Origin of the sequence: Bradyrhizobium sp. WU425 (assembly GCF_021052305.1) — a bacterium.
GTDB classification, from domain to species: domain Bacteria; phylum Pseudomonadota; class Alphaproteobacteria; order Rhizobiales; family Xanthobacteraceae; genus Bradyrhizobium; species Bradyrhizobium canariense_D.
The window spans coordinates 7,825,108-7,842,753 of record NZ_CP088089.1; the positions used below are offsets into that span (position 1 = coordinate 7,825,108).

Genomic DNA, 17,646 nt, shown 5'->3' on the forward strand with positions numbered 1-17,646 from the left:
CCAGGACCCATTACCCCAATAGGTGATTGTTGTACGAAGCTATCACCACGAATCTTCGTCAAACCACTCCCTGGGGCAATGGGTCCTGGATCTGCGCTTCGCTTGTCCAGGACGACGGTCAGGGTGGCGTGATGATCACGCCCTCGTTGCCGCGCAGATCCAGCACGCCTTCGATCCGCTCTCGCTCGCGATCCAGGAATGTCGACAGCAGAATCTCGCTGCCGAACCTGATCGCGCTGGTGGTGACCGCGATCGGCTCAGGGCCGAGATTGAGCACCACGGTCACCGCCCTGCCCTCGGCCTCGCGGCGATAGATCAGGAGATCGCCTTGCGCGGCAAGCGGATGATAGTCGCCCGCGACCAGCGGCGGACAGCCCTGCCGCAACGCGATCAGACGCTTATAGAGCGTCAGGATCGAACGTGAATCGGCCTCGAGATCGACGACGTTGTTGCGGATGTGATCCTCCGGCAGCGGCAGCCATGGCCTGACGTCCGAGAAGCCGGCGAAGTTGGAAGAATCCCACTGCATCGGTGTGCGGCAGCCGTCGCGGCCGACACCGATGCCGGGCACGTTCTTCTCGAAGGGGTCGCGCACGTCCTCGGGCGCGATCGCGAGCTGATGCATGCCGATCTCGTCGCCATAGTAGAGCGTCGGCGTGCCGCGCAGCGTCAGCAGCAGCATGGCGGCGACGCGGGCCTGCTCCGGCCCGACGCGGCTTGCGACGCGTGGACGGTCATGATTGCCGAGCACCCAGTTCGGCCAGGCGCCCTTCGGCAGCGCCTTCTCGTAATCCTCGACGATTTTCTCGATCGAGCGCGCGCTCCAGAAGGTCGAGAGCAGCGCGAAGTTGAACGGCATCTGCGCGCCGGTGAGATCGTTGCCGTAATAGGCCATGAGGCGATGCAGCGGCAGATAGATCTCGCCGATCAGGACGCGGGCATCATAGGCATCCGTGACGCGGCGCATCTCGGCGATGACGTCGTGCACCTCCGGCTGGTCGGTGGAATATTGCGTCATTATCTTTTCGTTCGGCGGCCGGCCCTCGGCATAATGCGGATTGGGCGGGTTGTCGCGGAACTCGGCGTCCTTGATCAGATGCCAGATCACGTCGACGCGAAAGCCGTCGACGCCTTTCTCCAGCCAGAACCGCATCACGTCGTAGATTGCCGCGCGGACATCGGGATTGCGCCAGTTGAGATCCGGCTGCTGGGCGAGGAAGGCGTGATAGTAGTATTGGCCGGTGGTCTCGTCGAACTGCCACGCGCTGCCGCCGAACTCGGACAGCCAATTATTCGGCACGCCGCCACCCTCCTCGTCCGGGTCGCGCCAGATGTACCAGTCGCGTTTGGGATTGTCGCGCGAGGAACGGCTCTCGACGAACCAGGGATGCTGGTCCGAGGTGTGGTTCGGCACGAGGTCGAGGATCAGCTTAAGGCCGTTGTCGTGCGCGGCGGCGAGAAGCGCATCGAAATCCGCCATCGTGCCGAACAGCGGCTCGATGCCCGTGTAGTCGGAGATGTCGTAGCCGAAATCGGCCATCGGCGAGGGGAAGATCGGCGACAGCCAGATCGCGTCGACGCCGAGCGATTTCACATAAGGTAGCCGCTGCAAAATGCCGGCGAGATCGCCGACACCGTCGCCGTTTGAATCCTGAAAGGAGCGCGGATAGACCTGATAGAAGATGCCGTCGCGCCACCAATCGCTGCCGCCCTGAGCCATGCGGGAAATCCATCCAAAACTGCTTGTTGCGCGGGAGAACGCGGAAGGAGCGCTCCGGTTCAAACCAGCAGGCGAATTGGGACGGCCGTGTGACGATGTCTGCGGTTGTTCCCAGGCCCCGGGGAGAAATCTTTTGCTTGGCGGCATGGCAAAAATCGGCATTGTGGCGCCATGACCGAGCAAAACGAGACACAAGCTGAGGCCAGCGCGAAGGCAGGCGCGATCATCGTCCCCGTGACGCTGTTCGAGCAGAATTGCACCATCATCTGGGACGAGCCTTCCAAGAAGGCCGTGGTGATCGATCCCGGCGGCGACGTGCCGAAGATCCTGGACGCCATCAAGCAGACCGGCGTCACCGTGGAGAAGATCTGGCTCACCCACGGCCATATCGACCATGTCGGCGGCGCGGCCGAACTGCGCGACGCGCTGAAGGTGCCGATCGAGGGCCCGCACGTCGCGGACAAATTCCTGCTCGACAACGTGGTCGAGAGCGGCGCGCGCTTCGGCATGACGGGGGTGCGCAATTTCGAGCCGGACCGCTGGCTCGACGAAGGCGACAGCGTGGCCATCGGCGATCTCCAGTTCGAGATCTATCATTGCCCCGGCCACTCGCCCGGCAGCGTGGTGTTCTTCAACAAGGACTTGCGCTTCGCCCATGTCGGCGACGTCCTGTTCGCGGGCTCGGTCGGTCGCACCGATCTGCCCGGCGGCAGTCACGCGACGCTGATCGACTCGATCAAGACCAAGCTGCTGCCGCTCGGCGACGATGTCGGCTTCATCTGCGGCCATGGCGCCGGCTCGAGCATCGGCCAGGAGCGGATGACAAATCCGTTCATCACCGGCGAGATGTGAGCGCCTATTCCGCGGCGTCTGCGAACGCCGCGGGCTGGCTCAGGTTGCGGTCACCCCATTCGCGGATCGCAGCGACGACGGGCACAAAACTCCTGCCTTATCGGCGCGACGGCCTGAGTTACTTCATCAATCCCGCGGCCGTGAGCGCGCGCGTAATGATCTGGCCGAGATCGAAGCCGCGGGCCTCCTCGCGCTTCGGTTCGGCCGGCTCTTCGGCGATCGCGGCGCGGATCGAGCGCGCCAGATGCGGCGCGGGCGAGCGGGCCGGCGTCGGCTTTGCCTCCGCCTTCTTCGCAGCGTCGGGAATCCAGCCGGTGAGGCCGAAGAATTTGGCGATGTGATAGGACGAGGAGATGCCGGCCTCGATCAGGAACGCGCCTTCCACGCCATAGCGCTGGTCGTTGTCGGCAAGGCCGAGCGGCGTGCCGTGGGCCATGTCGGTGATGGCGTAGGACTCGACGAGCGTCTCGCCGTCCTTGTTCCACCAGGCCTGGCGCGGATAGCCGTCGATGTCAGTTTCCGCCATCGGCGCCTCGGGCAGATCGTGCAGGTCGAGCCATTGCTTGACGATCTCATTGGCATTGCCGGGATTGACGGTGCGATCGGCGCTGCCGTGCCACACCGAGATCCTCGGCCAGGGCCCGCGATGATTCGAGGCCCGCCGCACCAGATCGCCAAGTTCACGCGCCGGCCGCACCGGGGAATGAAACATCCCGTCGAGCGCCTCGCGCAGATTGGTCGCGATGCCGTAGGGAAGTCCCGCGATCACCGCACCGGCCGCGAAGACTTCAGGGTAGGTCGCGAGCATCACCGACGTCATGCCGCCGCCGGCCGACAGGCCCGTGATGAAGATGCGCTTGGGATCGACGCGATGCGTTTCCGTCATATGCGCGATCATCTCGCGAATCGAACAGGCCTCGCCACTGTCCCGCGCCGTGTCTTCCGGATTGAACCAGTTAAAGCAGGTGTTGCTGTTGTTGATGCGCTGCTGCTCGGGCATCAACAGCGCGAAGCCGTAGTGCTCGGCGAGCGTCGACCATCCGGCACCGAGGTCGTAGCTTGCCGCCGTCTGGCCGCAGCCGTGCAGCACGACGACGAGCGCGCGCGGCTTCTGCAGTTGCGGCGGCACGAACGCGAACAGGCGCAGATTGCCGGGATTGTCGCCGAAGCCCGTGACCTCTTGCAACGGACTGGACGCATCGGCGCTCCGGCCAAACTCGGCGAAGCGCAATCCGTCCAGCTTTGGCAGACGTCTCAAGAGATCGACATTTCTGGTTAACGACACGGCAGCTCCTAGCAGGCGACGTTCAACGTCCACCCAAACCAAATAGTTGCTGCAGCGCAAAATAAAAAGACCGTGTGCTGTCGATGAGGTGCTAAATCTCAGGAAAGCCTGCAGAAATCAGCACGCATTAACCGCAATGCCTCAACTTCGTGCAGATACCCGGCGCATCCACGCCAGGAATGCGGCGCAGATCATGATTAATGTTGCGAACAGTGCGAGCGAGACGAGAAATCCTGCGCGCGCTGATTGCACCGCTTCGACGGCGAAAAACATGGCGCCGATTGCGGCCACTCCGGCCGCATTTCCGACTTGCGCCGTGGTGCCGTACATGCCGGAGGCAGAACCGGCGGCCACAGGCTTCACCGTCGAGAGCACCGCGCCGGAGAGCGGCGCCATCACCAGCCCCTGACCGTAGCCGAACACGATCATGGTGAGCGCGAGCAGGAGCGCGGACGGCGCGTCGACAGAGAACGCGACCAGCGCAAGGGCCGCGAGGCCCGCGATCTGAAGCGCGCAGCCTTCGATCAAGACCCTGGTGCCGCGATGGCGCGCCCGTGCGCCACTATGGCGCGAGGCCACGACGAAAGCGAGCGCGAGCGGAATGAAGGCCATGCCGGCCGCGAGCGGCGGGATTTTCAGCCCTCGCTGCATGAACAGCGTCATGACCAGATAGAACGAGAGATTGGCGGAGAAGAAAAAGAACGCCGCGCCAAGGCCGCGCAGGAAAGCGGCGTCCGCCAGCAGCGAGAGATCAATCAGCGGCATGCCGCCGGCGCGTGCCACCGCATGCTCCAGCTTCGGGAACGCCAGGAGGATCGCGGCGCCGACCGCCATCACCAGCCACAGCCACGGTGCCCAGCCGACATCGTGACCCAGCAGCAGCGGACCGATCATGCACAGCAATCCGGCGAACAGGACGATGCTGCCCGTGATGTCAAGCCGCGTGTCGGCGCGATGCGGTGCCGAGGGCATGATGCGCCAGGCCGCCACCGCGATCACGAGACCGCACGGCACATTGACGAAGAACACCGAGCGCCAGCCGGTGCCGGCGAGATCGATCGTGACCAGGAGACCGCCGAGCAGAAAGCCCGCGGCACCCGCGAGCCCCAGCACAATGCCGTAGATGGCGAAGGCGCGGTTGCGCTGTTCGTCGGTGAACAGGAGATGCAGCGTCGCCAGCACCTGCGGCACCATCAGCGCGGCGGAGGCACCCTGCGTCAACCGCGCGACGATCAACTCCGAACCGGATCGCGCCAGTCCGCACCACAGCGACGTCAGGGTGAAACCGAGCAGGCCAGCCAGGAACACGTTCCTGGTGCCGTGAATGTCGCCAAGCCGGCCGCCGGTGACGACCAGCGTGGCATAGGCGATCAGGTAGATCGCGATGACGGATTCGATCTGAGCCGGCGACGCCTTCAACTCGACCGCGATGGTCGGAATGGCGACGTTGACCACGAAGGCATCGACGCCGAACATGAACTGGGCGGCCACGACGATCGCCAGCACCCACCAGCGACGCGACGTGTCGACCTGCTTTGTGACGGTTTGATGCATCGGCGCGTGATCCTCGGATGTCCTTGCCGATCATCTCAGACCGCATGCGGCGCCGCGATTACCTCGAAGGTAGGATCCTCGCGCGTTCCGCCTCTCTCAGCGTGCCGGGAGAGGAAGACGACATACGCATGGCTGCATTCCGCCGCGCGGGACATCGCGCGATTGCGTTCGCTGTCTCCAGCACGTAGCTTCGCGCCACAAACAAAAAAATGTAAGCCGGAGAGAACGCCATGGCGCGCCTGAAGTTCGGAGCCTTCCTTGCCCCGCATCATCCGATCGGGGAGCATCCGATGCTCCAGTTCCGGCGCGATCTCGACCTGGTCGAGCAGTTAGATAGCCTCGGTTATGACGAGTTTTGGTGCGGCGAGCATCATTCCTCCGGCTGGGAGATGATCGCCTCGCCGGAGATGTTCCTGGCGGCCGCCGGCGAGCGCACCAAGCGGATCAAGCTCGGCACCGGCGTGGTGTCGCTGCCCTACCACCATCCCTACAACGTCGCGCAGCGCATGGTGCAGCTCGACCACATGACCGGCGGCCGCGCCATCTTCGGCTCAGGCCCCGGCGCGCTCGCCTCCGACGCGCATACGCTCGGCATCGATCCGATGACGCAGCGCGACCGCCAGGACGAGGCGATCGGCGTGATCCGCCGCCTCTTCGACGGCGAGCGCGTCACGGCGAAGAGCGACTGGTTCACCATGAACGACGCTGCGCTGCAGCTCCTGCCGCTGCAGGAGGAGATGCCGTTCGTCGTGGCCTCGCAGATCTCGCCCTCCGGCATGACGCTCGCCGGAAAATACGGAATCGGCATCATTTCGCTGGGTTCGATGACGACGCAGGGGCTGATGTCGCTGCAGCAGCAATGGCAGTTCGCCGAGGACGCGGCGAAAAAGCACGGCACCAAAGTCGATCGCGCGAACTGGCGCGTGCTGCTGACCTGGCACATCGCCGAGACCCGCGAGCAGGCGCGCCGCGAGGCCGGCCCCGGCCTAATGCGCTGGCACAATGAATATAATGTCGGCACGCTGCAACGGCCCGGGCTCACCGCGTTCGCCTCACCCGACGAGGCCGTGGACAAGACCGCTTTCGTCGACGGCGCGGCCTCCGTCATCGGCACGCCCGACGACCTCGTCAAGATGATCAAGAACGTGATGCAGGTCTCCGGCGGAATCGGCGCCGTCATCGGCTTCGTGCACGACTGGGCCAATCCGGAGAACACGCGCCGGAGCTGGGACATGGTCGCGCGCTACGTGGTGCCCGAGATCAACGGCTACATCGACGGCTTGCGCAAGTCGCAAAAATTCGTGATCGAGAACCGCGCGATCTTCGAGCGCGCGGGACAGGCCGTGATGGCCAAGATCATGGAAAACGAAAAGGCCGCCGAGGCGCTGAAGGTGACCGGCGCCGGCCGCGTTGCGATTCCGGCCGTCAATGCGCCGGATTTGCAGAAGGAAGCGGCGAAGCGGTAGGCGCGGAGTCATCGCAGCTGGATTGTGTTATGTTGGCCGGGTCCAGCCAACCGGAGCAATCGTCATGTCGATGCAGAATGTGGCCGCCCCTGCGCACGGCTTCACTCCGCCCAAGCGCAACGAGCTGACCCACATCCCCGGCGACGAAGGCTGGCCGATCATCGGCAAGACCTTCCAGGTGCTCGCGGACCCCAAAGGGCATATCGAGGCGAACGGCGCCAAATACGGCCTCGTCTATCGCACGCATTTCTTCGGCGAGACCAATATCGTGCTGCTCGGCCCCGAGGCCAACGAGCTCGTGCTGTTCGACCAGCAAAAGCTGTTCTCCTCGACCCATGGCTGGAACAAGGTGCTCGGCCTGTTGTTTCCGCGGGGATTGATGCTGCTGGATTTCGAGGAGCACCGGCTGCACCGCAAGGCGCTGTCGGTCGCATTCAAGTCCGGCCCGATGAAGTCGTATCTGAGCGATCTCGACCGCGGCATCGCCGCCCGCGTCGCGCAGTGGAAGGCCAAGCCCGGCGAGATGCAGCTTTATCCGGCGATGAAGCAGCTCACGCTCGATCTCGCCGCCGCGTCCTTTATCGGCGCCGATATCGGGCCGGAGGTCGACGAGATCAACCGGGCCTTCATCGACATGGTCGCCGCTGCCGTCGCCCCGATCCGCCGACCGCTGCCCGGCACGCAGATGGCGGCCGGCGTCAGGGGACGCAAGCGCATCGTGGCTTATTTCCGCGAGCAGATTCCGCTGCGACGCGGCAATCTCGGCGGTGATGATCTGTTCTCGCAGCTCTGCCGCGCAACCCACGAGGACGGCGCGCTGCTCTCGGAACAGGACATCATCGACCACATGAGCTTCCTGATGATGGCGGCGCACGACACGCTGACCTCGTCGCTGACGTCGTTCATTGGCGAACTCGCGGCAAATCCCGGCTGGCAGGACAAGCTTCGCGCGGAAGTCATGGCGCTGGGGCTCGCCCCTGACGCGCCAAGCAGCTTCGACGATCTCGAAAAGATGCCGCTGTCGGAGATGGCGTTCAAGGAAGCGCTGCGGATCAAGCCGCCGGTGCCCTCGATGCCGCGCCGCGCTATGCGCGATTTCAGCTTCAAGGGTTTTTCGATTCCGGCCGGCACCGCGATCGGCGTCAATCCGCTCTACACCCACCACATGAAGGAGATCTGGCCGGAGCCGGACCGCTTCGATCCTCTGCGCTTCACCGAAGAGGCCCAGCGCAACCGCCACCGCTTCGCCTGGGTGCCGTTCGGCGGCGGCGCGCATATGTGCCTCGGCCTGCACTTCGCCTACATGCAGGCCAAATGCTTCGCGCGGCACTTCCTGCAGAACATCGAGGTATCGCTGGAGCCGGGTTACAAGCCCGACTGGCAGATGTGGCCGATCCCCAAGCCGCGCGACGGATTGCGGGTGCGGGTGAAGGCGGTTTGAGCATCGCAGTCGTCATTGCGAGCGATGCGAAGCAATCCTGACTTCCTCTGCGGAATGCTTCGTCGCTTCGCTCCTCGCAATGACGAAAACTACCCGGCCCCCTGATCGAACGCCTTGCGCAGGGCCACGTAGCCCTGCTGCTGCTGGCTCCAGTTGCGGCCGCCGGTCATCGCGCCGTCGATGACGAGGTCATGGCCGTTGATGAAGCTGGATTCGTCGCTGGCCAGGAACACCGCAGCATGGGCGATGTCATCGGGAAGGCCGGCGCGCGGGATCGGCTGCGCGGTCTTGTAGACCTCGCGCATCACGGCCGGCGTCTTCTCCGCCGCGTCGGTCGAAAGCCCGAGCGCCTTGCCGAAAATGCCGGTCGCGATGGCGCCGGGCGAGATCGAGTTGACGCGGACGTTGGATTCGCCGAGCTCCATCGCCACGCATTTGGTGAGATGGATCACCGCCGCTTTGGCTGCACCATAGACCATCGATGACGAGAAGCCGGCAAGACGGCCGGCGATGCTGCCATTGTTGATGATGCTGCCAAATCCCTGCTTCTTCATGTGCGGCGCGGCGTGCTTCATGCCGAGCATGACGCTGCGCAGCAGGGTCGCCATCGCCGCGTCAAAGCGCTCGACCTCGAGGCCTTCGATGCCGCCGGTCTGCGCCGGACCGCCGGCATTGTTGAACAGGCAGTCGATGCGGCCGAATTTGTCCACCGCGAGCGCGATCAGCGCCTGCATCTGCGCTTCGGCCGTCACATCCGTCTGGCGGAAGACGCAATTCGCCCCGAGCTGCTTCGCCAGGGCCTCGCCTTCCGGTATGCGCCGGCCCGCGATCACAATTTTGGCACCTTCGGCAACGAAGACTTCTGCGGTCCGCAACCCGATCCCGCTCGTCGCGCCCGTGATCACCGCGACCTTGCCATCCAGCCTGCCCATGGAATGTCCCTGTTTTCGAACCCCTTGACGCCAAATGGCGGACACCGATCGACGACGGCGCCGCGACGGTCGGCGCCGCGGCAGGCACTATTCCTGCCGGCTTCCGACAAGGCAAGCTTTGCTTGGGGCCGGCGACATGCGTAACATTCCTGGCGATCGCTCGATTGTCGAACGCATATCGCGACCGGACTGCGCATGGGGAAGCTGATCGACGAATTCCGCAAGGGCTGGCAGGGCGTGGCACCGCCGTCGCTCGGCCTGAGCCTTGCGTTTGCGGTCGCCTGCCTGCTGGTTGCGACGCTGGCGCGCTGGGCCCTCGCCCATGTGCGGCCCGACGTCTATTTCACGCCGTATTTCCCGGCCGTGTTCTTTGCAGCCGCGTTCGGCGGCTTCCGCATCGGCATCATCACGGCGCTGGTGGGCGGCGTGCTCGGCGTCGTCGTGAATTTCGGCGATGCCTTTGCCGATAACGCGCGATTCGCCCTGCTGGCGCTCTATTGGGCGGTCTGCGCGCTCACCATCTGGGGCGTCGAGCACTATCGCTCGCTCCTCGTCGAGCAGCGGCGGATTTCCAGACGCCTGATCGAGGAAGAAGACTACCGCAAGCTGCTGGTCGACGAGCTCCAGCACCGGCTGAAGAACAAGCTGTCGACGGTGCATGCCGTGCTGCATCAGGTGCTGCACGATCAGCCGCAGATCTGGGCCCGGATCGATCCGCGGCTGCGGTCGCTTGCCGCGACCGACGATTTGATCTCACGGATCGACAAGGCCGGCTGCGACATTCGCGACCTCCTGATCTCCGAGCTCGGCCCTTACGGCCATGTCCGCTTCACGCTCAACGGCGACCGGCTGTTCCTGCCGCCGAAACTTGCGGTCACGCTGTCCCTGATGTTTCACGAACTCGCCACCAACGCAGGCAAATATGGCGCGTTCTCCGCGCCGCGCGGGCTGTTGCAGGTGTCATGGACCGTCAGCGACGATCGCCTGACCGTGACCTGGGATGAAACCGAGGGTCCGAGCGTCGACAAGATCTCCGAGCCGGGTTTCGGCACCAAGCTGTTGAAGTCGGCGCTGTCGGCCTTCGACGGCAAGACGGAGGTCTCCTATCTCAGGACCGGACTTCATTGCACCATGCAATGCCGTATCCCCAAGGACGGTTAGACGCGGCGCCAACGAAACCCGTTCGCGCGCGTCGTTCGCGGTTTCACCGGACGCGTTGACGCCCTGTTAATGACGATAGGCTGCGCGCGTCGCATCGCCGCAAAACACCACCGTAATTCTCCGGGCCCCTTAACCAAACTTAAGAGGGAACCGCGCAAGATCGCGGCCATTGCAAAGGCGCGCTGAAACAACAAGATTCATGACTTCTATGAACGACAACAAATATTCCGGCGCGAGCGAAGCCGAACTCGGATTTCTCAAGGAAATCGTTAGAATGCTGCCTGCCGGCCTGACCGTGCAGGACGCGCAAGGCGAACTTCTCCTGGTCAACGATGTCGCGGCTGCCCAGCTCGGCATGGACGGCAGCCGCCCCTCGCGCGATCTCGCGTCGCGCCTCGAAGCCTGCCGGCAGGCCCTGAGCTCCGGCCAGGCGGTCGTCGCCGAGGAAGCGCTCCACGACGGAGCCGCACGCCAGGTGCTGCTGACCACCCATCGTCCGGTCCGCCTCGACGGACGCGAGCTGCTGATCTCGGCCTCCTCCGACATCACCGAGCAGAAGAATTTCGAGGACCAGCTGTTCCGCTCGGCCTATTTCGACGATCTGACCGGCCTGCCCTCGCGACGCGTGATCGAGCATCGCGCCACCAGCCTGCTCGCGCAGGGTCGCACCGGCGATCGCTTTGCGCTCGCCTTTCTCGACGTCGACAATTTCAAGCACATCAACGACTATTACGGCCACGCCGTGGGCGACGCCCTGCTGGTCGAGCTGTCGAAGCGGCTTGGACGCGGCTTGCGCGACTCGGACATGCTGTCGCGCATCTCCGGGGACGAATTCCTGCTGCTGCTATCGCCGATCCAGAACCAGGAGGAAGTCGCCGAATTCATGCAGTCGACGCTGGAGCGGCTGACGGCGCCGTTCTTCATCGACAATTCGGAAGTGTTCGCCTCAACCTCCGTCGGCATCAGCCTCTACCCCGATCACGGAAGCAGCTTCGAGACACTGCGCCAGAACGCCGACATCGCGATGTACCGCATCAAGAATGACGGCAAGGGATCGGCGGCCTTCTTCGATTCCAGCATGGAACGCGAGGCGCTGGCGCGGATGAAGATCGAGCAGTCGCTGCGGCAGGCCATCCTGGAGAAGCGCTTCTGCTGCGCCTTCCAGTCCAAGGTCGACATCCGCACGCAGGACGTGAAGGGCATCGAGGCCCTGGTGCGGCTGCGCGACGACGAGGGCGTGATCCAGGCGCCCGGCTCGTTCATCAATCTTGCCACCGAGCTGGGGCTGATCGACGAGCTGACCCATCTCGTGCTCGCCGAGATCGTCAAGTCGATCGACCTCATCAACGAGACGTTCGGTGCGGAAGCGACCATCAGCATCAACGTCGCGGCCAAGCAGGCCGGCAACCCGGAGTTCATGCGCAGCTTTGCCCAAGCGCTCGACTACACCGGCTTTCCGCAGCGCTTCATGATCGAGGTGACGGAAGACGCCTTCGTCGCCAAGAATCATTTCCAGGCCGAGATCCTGCCGATGTTCCGCAAGCTCGGCGTCGCCATCTCGATCGACGATTTCGGCACCGGCTATTCCTCGCTCTCGGCGCTGGCCGACATCACCGCGGACGAGATCAAGATCGACCGCTCCTTCATCACCGATATCCATAAGCGTCCGCGCAACCAGGGCATCCTGCGCGCGATCGAATCCCTGAGCGAAGCGCTCGGCATGACCGTGATTGCCGAAGGCATCGAATCCTACGAGGAGCTCGCCTACCTCCAGGCTGCGACCAAGATCCGTTACGCGCAGGGCTATTATTTCTCCCGGCCGATCTTCCTGGAGGAGCTGAAGCTCGCAACGCCCGTCTCCAGCGAAGCACGCGCCAGCGTCACAAACCGCTCGACGCAGCAGAACCGGCAGGGCTATTCCCGCGCGAACGGATACCGACGGTAACCCCCGGCCTGATCGTTACTTTGCAAAGCCTGAGCGACCCGTTCCACGGGTGAGGTCAACAATTGCATCTGCCGATTTCCTCGGCAGAAGCGATCCGGCGCGGCCGGGCCGGACAATATCACACATGCCCGTCGCGTGGTCCGCCGGAAGGTGGAATTGCAATGTCCGCACGGTTGTGCAAATCGCTATGGCCAAAGAACTCATCAGGAGGGACCATCGTGCGCCGATCGCTCATCTTAACAACAACCATCCTCGCCCTCGCCGCGGGCACCTCCGCACAGGCCGACGATCTCAAGATCGCGCTGATCTATGGCAAGACCGGCCCGCTCGAGGCCTATGCCAAGCAGACCGAGACCGGCCTGCAGATGGGGTTTGAATACGCCACCAAGGGCACCATGACGCTCGACGGGCGCAAGATCGTCGTCATCACCAAGGACGACCAGGGCAAGCCGGATCTCTCCAAGGCCGCGCTCGCGGAAGCCTATCAGGACGACAAGGTTGACATCGCGATCGGCACGACCTCGTCGGCCGCGGCACTCGCGATCCTGCCCGTCGCCGAGGAAAACAAGAAGATCCTGATCGTCGAGCCCGCGGTCGCGGATCAGATTACCGGCGAGAAGTGGAATCGCTACATCTTCCGCACCGCGCGCAACTCGTCGCAGGACGCGATCTCGAACGCGGTCGCGATCGGCAAGCAGGGCGTCACCGTCGCGACGCTGGCGCAGGACTACGCCTTCGGCCGCGACGGCGTCGCCGCCTTCAAGGAGGCGCTCGGCAAGACCGGCGCGACGCTCGCCGCCGAAGAATATGCCCCGACCTCGACCACCGACTTCACCGCGGTCGGCCAGCGCCTGTTCGACGCGCTGAAGGACAAGCCGGGCCGCAAGGTGATCTGGGTGATCTGGGCCGGCGCCGGCAATCCGCTGGCGAAACTCCAGGACATGGATCCGAAGCGCTACGGCATCGAACTGTCCACCGGCGGCAACATCCTGCCGGCGCTCGCTGCCTATAAGGGCCTGCCCGGCATGGAAGGCGCGACCTATTATTTCTACGCGATCCCGAAGAACCCGGTAAATGACTGGCTCGTCGCCGAGCACCAGAAGCGCTTCAACGCGCCGCCGGACTTCTTCACCGCGGGCGGATTCGCTGCGGCGATGTCCGTCGTCGCCGCCGTCACCAAGGCGAAGTCGACCGACACCGAGAAGCTGATCACGGCCATGGAAGGCCTGGAGTTCGACACGCCGAAGGGCAAGATGATGTTCCGCAAGGAAGACCATCAGGCGCTGCAGAGCATGTATCACTTCAAGGTCAAGGTCGATCCGAATGTCGCCTGGGCCGTGCTCGAGCCGGTGCGCGAACTGAAGATCGAAGACATGGACGTTCCGATCAAGAACAAGCGCTGATCTTTCTTCCTTCACCTCTCCCGCTTGCGGGAGAGGCCGGGAGAAGGCTCTGTCCTCTTGGGGTTCTCGCCTGAGGAGACACCCTCTCCCACCCTCTCCCGCAAGCGGGAGAGGGAGCGCAGCCTGATCGCGGACAAATTCTCCTCTCATCATTTGCCAGATCCGCCATGACGCTGACCCTCGAAACCCGCGACCTCACCATCCGCTTCGGCGGCCATGTCGCGGTCAACAGCGTCACTTGCAGCTTCCGCCCGGGCGAACTCACCGCGATCGTCGGCCCGAACGGCGCCGGCAAGACCACTTATTTCAACCTGATCTCCGGCCAGCTCCGCGCATCGAGCGGCAGCATTCTGTTCGACGGCACCGACATCACCCAGCATTCCGCGCCGATGCGGACGCGCGCAGGCCTGGGGCGCGCCTTCCAGCTCACCAACCTCTTTCCGAATCTGTCGGTGGAGGAAAACGTCCGCCTCGCGGTGCAGGCCGCCAACGGCACTCACTACGACATGTTGCGGCCCTGGATGGTCCGCCGTGATCTGATCGCCCGCGCCGATGCTATCCTGGATCAGGTCGCGCTCGGCGGCCGCCGTGGCGTCGCCGCGACCGCACTGTCGCATGGCGATCAGCGTAAGCTCGAGGTCGCGCTGATGATGGCGCTCGAGCCAAAGGTGTTCATGTTCGACGAGCCGACCGCGGGCATGAGCATCGACGAGGTGCCGGTCGTGCTGAACCTGATCGCGCAGCTCAAGCAGGACAAAAGCAGGATCATTCTCCTGGTCGAACACAAGATGGACGTGGTGCGATCGCTCGCCGACCGCATCATCGTGTTGCATAACGGGCAGCTTGTTGCGGACGGCAGGCCTGCCGAGGTGATTGCGTCACCGATCGTGCAGGAAGCCTATCTCGGCGTCGCGCCAAAGAACGTTGAAGGGAAGACGGCTGGAGGGAGCGCAGCATGACCGATCTGTTGAGGCTCTCCGGTGTTCACACTCATATCGGCCGCTATCACATCCTCCAGGGCATCGATCTCGCTGTCGCGCAGGGGCAGACCACGATGCTGCTCGGCCGCAACGGCGCCGGCAAGACCACGACGTTGCGCACCATCATGGGCCTCTGGCAGGCCTCCTCCGGCGAGATCAGCCTCGCCGGCGAGCGCATCGAGAGCCGTGCGACGCCCGACATCGCGCGGCTCGGCGTCGGCTACGTGCCGGAGAGCATGGCGGTGTTTTCGGACCTCACGGTGAAGGAAAATCTGGTGCTGGCGGCGCGCGACGGACCACTCGACGACGCCCAGCTGGACTGGATTTTTGGCTTCTTCCCCGCGCTGCGCCGGTTCTGGCTGTCGCGCGCGGGAAGTCTCTCGGGCGGACAGAAGCAGATGCTGTCGATTGCCCGCGCCATCATCGAACCCCGCAAGCTCCTGCTGATCGACGAGCCGACCAAGGGGTTGGCGCCGGCGATCGTGATGGCGCTGATCGAGTGCCTGAAGGAGATCAAGCGCAAGGGCGCCACGATCCTGATGGTCGAGCAGAATTTCTTTGCCGCCCGCGAGCTCGGCGACAACGTGCTGGTGATGGACAACGGCACCATCGTTCATCGCGGCGAGATGGCGGCCTTGGCCTCAGACGTGCCGCTGCAGGAGCGGCTGCTCGGCCTGAGCCTGGAGACGCATCAATGACCGAGCTCGCCGCAACCGATCCGCTGCCGAAGCCGAAGCGCGACATCGCGCCGATCCTGCTGCCGATCGCGGTCGCCCTGGTGATGATCCCGCTGATCGGCTCGCCCAGCACCTGGCTGACGCTGACGGCCGCGAGCCTCGCGATGGGCATGATGATCTTCATCATGGCCTCCGGACTGACGCTCGTGTTCGGCCTGATGGACGTGCTCAATTTCGGCCATGGCGCCTTCATCGCGGTCGGGGCCTATGTCGCGACCCTGGTGCTGGCGCCGTCCGCGGCCTCGCTCCAGGTCGATTCGCTGTGGATCAACCTCGCGGTGCTGGCGCCGGCGGCATTGCTGTCGATGGCGGTGTCCGGCGCGCTCGGCCTGATCGTCGAGCGGGTGCTGATCCTGCCCGTCTACGGCCAGCATCTGAAGCAGATCCTGATGACGACGGGCGGCCTGATCGTCGCCGAGCAGACGCTCTATGCAGTATGGGGGCCACAGATCATCCCGACGCCGCTGCCGACGTCGCTGCGCGGCTCCTTCATCCTCGGCGACGTCGCGATCGCGAAATACCGCGTGCTGGCGACGCTGATCGGCCTCACCGTCTTCATCGCGATCCAGCTCGTGCTCAACCGGACCAAGCTCGGGCTTCTGATCCGCGCCGGCGTCGAGAATCGCGAGATGGTCGAGGCGCTCGGCTATCGCATCCGCCGTCTGTTCCTCGGCGTGTTCATGACGGGATCGGCGCTCGCCGGCCTCGGCGGCGTGATGTGGGCGCTGTATCGCGAGCAGGTCCACGCCTCCATGAGCGACGACCTCACCGTCCTGATCTTTATCGTCGTCATCATCGGGGGCCTCGGCTCGATCGGCGGCTGCTTCATCGGAGCGATCCTGGTGGCAATGATTGCCAATTACGGCGGCTTCCTGGTGCCGAAGCTTGCCCTCGTCTCCAACATCCTGCTGATGGTCGCCATTCTGATGTGGCGGCCGCGCGGCCTCTATGCGGTGACCAGCCGATGATGATCCTGTCAGGCGATCCGCCGCGCAGCCGCGTGCTCACGCTCGTTCTCGTCCTCATCATCCTGGCGCTGGTGGCGACGCCGTTCCTGTTTCCCGGGGCGAAGGCGCTGAACGTCGCGGCCAAGATCTGCGTCTTCGCCGCGCTGGTCGCCTCCTACGACCTCCTGCTCGGCTATACCGGCTCGGTGTCATTCGCACACACCATGTTCTACGGGATCGGCAGCTACGCGATCGCGATCGCGCTGTACGGGATGGGCCCGAATTGGGGCGCGGTCGCAACCGGCATCGTGGTCGGCCTGCCGCTTGCCGCGCTGCTTGCGCTTGCAATCGGACTGTTCTCGCTGCGGGTCGCCGCGATCTTCTTTGCCATGATCACGCTGGCGGTCGCATCCGCCTTCCAAGTGCTGGCCTCGCAGCTGTCCTGGCTGACCGGCGGCGAGGACGGGCGCAGCTTTCAGCTGCCCGAGCTGCTCAGGCCCGGCACGGTGCTGATCTCGAAGAACGTGCTGGGATTCGAGGTCAACGGCCGCCTCCTGACCTACTATCTGGTGTTCGCCGTCTCCGCCCTGATGATCCTCGCTTTGCTGCGGGTGGTGAACTCGCCGTTCGGGCGCGTGCTGCAGGCGATCCGCGAAAACCGCTTCCGCGCCGAGGCGCTCGGCTTCCGCACCGTTTTCCACCTGAGCTACGCCAACTGCATCGCCGCACTGGTCGCCGCCGGCGCCGGCATTCTCAATGCACTGTGGCTGCGCTATGCCGGCCCCGATACCTCGCTCAGCTTCTCGATCATGCTGGACATCCTGCTGATGGTCGTGATCGGCGGCATGGGCACGATCTACGGCGCGATCATCGGCGCCACCATCTTCATCCTCGCCCAGAACTATCTGCAGGCGCTGATGGGCGTCGCCTCCAAGGCGGCGTCGGAAGCCGGCCTGCCGCTGCTGCCAGGGCTGCTGCATCCCGATCGTTGGCTGCTGTGGCTCGGGCTGCTCTTCATCGCCAGCGTCTACTTCTTTCCGACCGGCGTGGTGGGACGGCTGCGCAATCTCGGCGGCGACAAGAGCGCGAGCGGATCGCATTAACGCGCGATTCATGATGCAGCGCGGCGGCTCGCTCGGCGCAACCGTATTCGTGCAACGAGATTAACGCCCAGGTAACTGGCTTTCCTAAGCTTTACGCCATTTGTGCGGTGTATTCCTGTC

14 protein-coding genes are annotated in these 17,646 nt (G+C 64.3%); 10 read left to right on the forward strand and 4 right to left on the reverse strand.

Annotated features, from left to right (window positions below; genetic code table 11):
• Positions 1-118: 118 nt before the first annotated feature.
• Positions 119-1,720, reverse strand: a complete 1,602-nt coding sequence (locus tag BcanWU425_RS37155; RefSeq protein WP_204513087.1) for an alpha-amylase family glycosyl hydrolase — start codon at positions 1,718-1,720, stop codon at positions 119-121.
• Positions 1,721-1,891: 171 nt separating this feature from the next.
• On the opposite strand from BcanWU425_RS37155, the gene BcanWU425_RS37160 reads away from it, so the two are divergent.
• Complete coding sequence (locus BcanWU425_RS37160) at positions 1,892-2,572, forward strand: MBL fold metallo-hydrolase (RefSeq protein ID WP_085361953.1); 681 nt, start codon at positions 1,892-1,894, stop codon at positions 2,570-2,572.
• A gap of 118 nt (positions 2,573-2,690) precedes the next feature.
• Here the strand turns inward: BcanWU425_RS37160 and BcanWU425_RS37165 are convergent, their stop codons facing one another.
• Entirely contained in the window at positions 2,691-3,857 is a 1,167-nt protein-coding gene (locus BcanWU425_RS37165; RefSeq protein WP_204513086.1) for an extracellular catalytic domain type 1 short-chain-length polyhydroxyalkanoate depolymerase, read from the reverse strand.
• Between the two features lie 141 nt (positions 3,858-3,998).
• On the reverse strand, positions 3,999-5,411 hold the full coding sequence (locus tag BcanWU425_RS37170; RefSeq protein WP_204513085.1) for an MFS transporter: 1,413 nt from the start codon (positions 5,409-5,411) through the stop codon (positions 3,999-4,001).
• Between the two features lie 230 nt (positions 5,412-5,641).
• On the opposite strand from BcanWU425_RS37170, the gene BcanWU425_RS37175 reads away from it, so the two are divergent.
• Both BcanWU425_RS37175 and BcanWU425_RS37180 read left to right on the forward strand, forming a co-directional pair.
• Positions 5,642-6,877: an LLM class flavin-dependent oxidoreductase gene (locus BcanWU425_RS37175; protein WP_204513084.1), complete on the forward strand. Its 1,236-nt coding sequence runs from the start codon at positions 5,642-5,644 to the stop codon at positions 6,875-6,877.
• Between the two features lie 64 nt (positions 6,878-6,941).
• On the forward strand, positions 6,942-8,318 hold the full coding sequence (locus tag BcanWU425_RS37180; RefSeq protein WP_094183357.1) for a cytochrome P450: 1,377 nt from the start codon (positions 6,942-6,944) through the stop codon (positions 8,316-8,318).
• Positions 8,319-8,407: 89 nt separating this feature from the next.
• On the opposite strand, the gene BcanWU425_RS37185 is transcribed toward BcanWU425_RS37180, so the two are convergent.
• Positions 8,408-9,250: an SDR family NAD(P)-dependent oxidoreductase gene (locus tag BcanWU425_RS37185; RefSeq protein WP_204513082.1), complete on the reverse strand. Its 843-nt coding sequence runs from the start codon at positions 9,248-9,250 to the stop codon at positions 8,408-8,410.
• A 195-nt stretch (positions 9,251-9,445) separates the two neighbouring features.
• Here BcanWU425_RS37185 and BcanWU425_RS37190 point away from each other — a divergent pair, with 195 nt between their 5' ends.
• From BcanWU425_RS37190 to BcanWU425_RS37220, 7 genes are all read left to right on the forward strand, one after another.
• Positions 9,446-10,411 (forward strand): sensor histidine kinase, encoded by a 966-nt coding sequence (locus BcanWU425_RS37190; protein ID WP_085349750.1) that lies wholly within the window; start codon positions 9,446-9,448, stop codon positions 10,409-10,411.
• A gap of 208 nt (positions 10,412-10,619) precedes the next feature.
• Complete coding sequence (locus BcanWU425_RS37195; protein ID WP_204514042.1) at positions 10,620-12,356, forward strand: putative bifunctional diguanylate cyclase/phosphodiesterase; 1,737 nt, start codon at positions 10,620-10,622, stop codon at positions 12,354-12,356.
• 218 nt (positions 12,357-12,574) lie between these two features.
• Positions 12,575-13,759 (forward strand): substrate-binding domain-containing protein, encoded by a 1,185-nt coding sequence (locus tag BcanWU425_RS37200; RefSeq protein ID WP_204513081.1) that lies wholly within the window; start codon positions 12,575-12,577, stop codon positions 13,757-13,759.
• 167 nt (positions 13,760-13,926) lie between these two features.
• On the forward strand, positions 13,927-14,718 hold the full coding sequence (locus BcanWU425_RS37205; RefSeq protein ID WP_085349747.1) for an ABC transporter ATP-binding protein: 792 nt from the start codon (positions 13,927-13,929) through the stop codon (positions 14,716-14,718).
• Positions 14,715-15,437, forward strand: coding sequence for an ABC transporter ATP-binding protein (locus BcanWU425_RS37210; protein ID WP_018455863.1), 723 nt, complete (start codon positions 14,715-14,717; stop codon positions 15,435-15,437). The genes BcanWU425_RS37205 and BcanWU425_RS37210 overlap by 4 nt, the downstream gene beginning before the upstream one ends.
• The gene (locus tag BcanWU425_RS37215) at positions 15,434-16,444 is read left to right on the forward strand and encodes a branched-chain amino acid ABC transporter permease (protein ID WP_204513080.1); all 1,011 of its coding nucleotides are present in this window, start codon (positions 15,434-15,436) and stop codon (positions 16,442-16,444) included. The genes BcanWU425_RS37210 and BcanWU425_RS37215 overlap by 4 nt, the downstream gene beginning before the upstream one ends.
• On the forward strand, positions 16,441-17,526 hold the full coding sequence (locus BcanWU425_RS37220; RefSeq protein WP_204513079.1) for a branched-chain amino acid ABC transporter permease: 1,086 nt from the start codon (positions 16,441-16,443) through the stop codon (positions 17,524-17,526). The genes BcanWU425_RS37215 and BcanWU425_RS37220 overlap by 4 nt, the downstream gene beginning before the upstream one ends.
• Positions 17,527-17,646: the final 120 nt, after the last annotated feature.

Excerpts from the sequence above, each read along its gene's own strand:
- BcanWU425_RS37155 (WP_204513087.1), bottom strand. The coding sequence starts at position 1,720 with ATGGCTCAGGGCGGCAGCGATTGGTGGCGCGACGGCATCTTCTATCAG.
- BcanWU425_RS37160 (WP_085361953.1), top strand. The coding sequence starts at position 1,892 with ATGACCGAGCAAAACGAGACACAAGCTGAGGCCAGCGCGAAGGCAGGC.
- BcanWU425_RS37170 (WP_204513085.1), bottom strand. The coding sequence starts at position 5,411 with ATGCATCAAACCGTCACAAAGCAGGTCGACACGTCGCGTCGCTGGTGG.
- BcanWU425_RS37175 (WP_204513084.1), top strand. The coding sequence starts at position 5,642 with ATGGCGCGCCTGAAGTTCGGAGCCTTCCTTGCCCCGCATCATCCGATC.
- BcanWU425_RS37180 (WP_094183357.1), top strand. The coding sequence starts at position 6,942 with ATGTCGATGCAGAATGTGGCCGCCCCTGCGCACGGCTTCACTCCGCCC.
- BcanWU425_RS37185 (WP_204513082.1), bottom strand. The coding sequence starts at position 9,250 with ATGGGCAGGCTGGATGGCAAGGTCGCGGTGATCACGGGCGCGACGAGC.
- BcanWU425_RS37190 (WP_085349750.1), top strand. The coding sequence starts at position 9,446 with ATGGGGAAGCTGATCGACGAATTCCGCAAGGGCTGGCAGGGCGTGGCA.
- BcanWU425_RS37195 (WP_204514042.1), top strand. The coding sequence starts at position 10,620 with ATGAACGACAACAAATATTCCGGCGCGAGCGAAGCCGAACTCGGATTT.
- BcanWU425_RS37205 (WP_085349747.1), top strand. The coding sequence starts at position 13,927 with ATGACGCTGACCCTCGAAACCCGCGACCTCACCATCCGCTTCGGCGGC.
- BcanWU425_RS37210 (WP_018455863.1), top strand. The coding sequence starts at position 14,715 with ATGACCGATCTGTTGAGGCTCTCCGGTGTTCACACTCATATCGGCCGC.
- BcanWU425_RS37215 (WP_204513080.1), top strand. The coding sequence starts at position 15,434 with ATGACCGAGCTCGCCGCAACCGATCCGCTGCCGAAGCCGAAGCGCGAC.
- BcanWU425_RS37220 (WP_204513079.1), top strand. The coding sequence starts at position 16,441 with ATGATGATCCTGTCAGGCGATCCGCCGCGCAGCCGCGTGCTCACGCTC.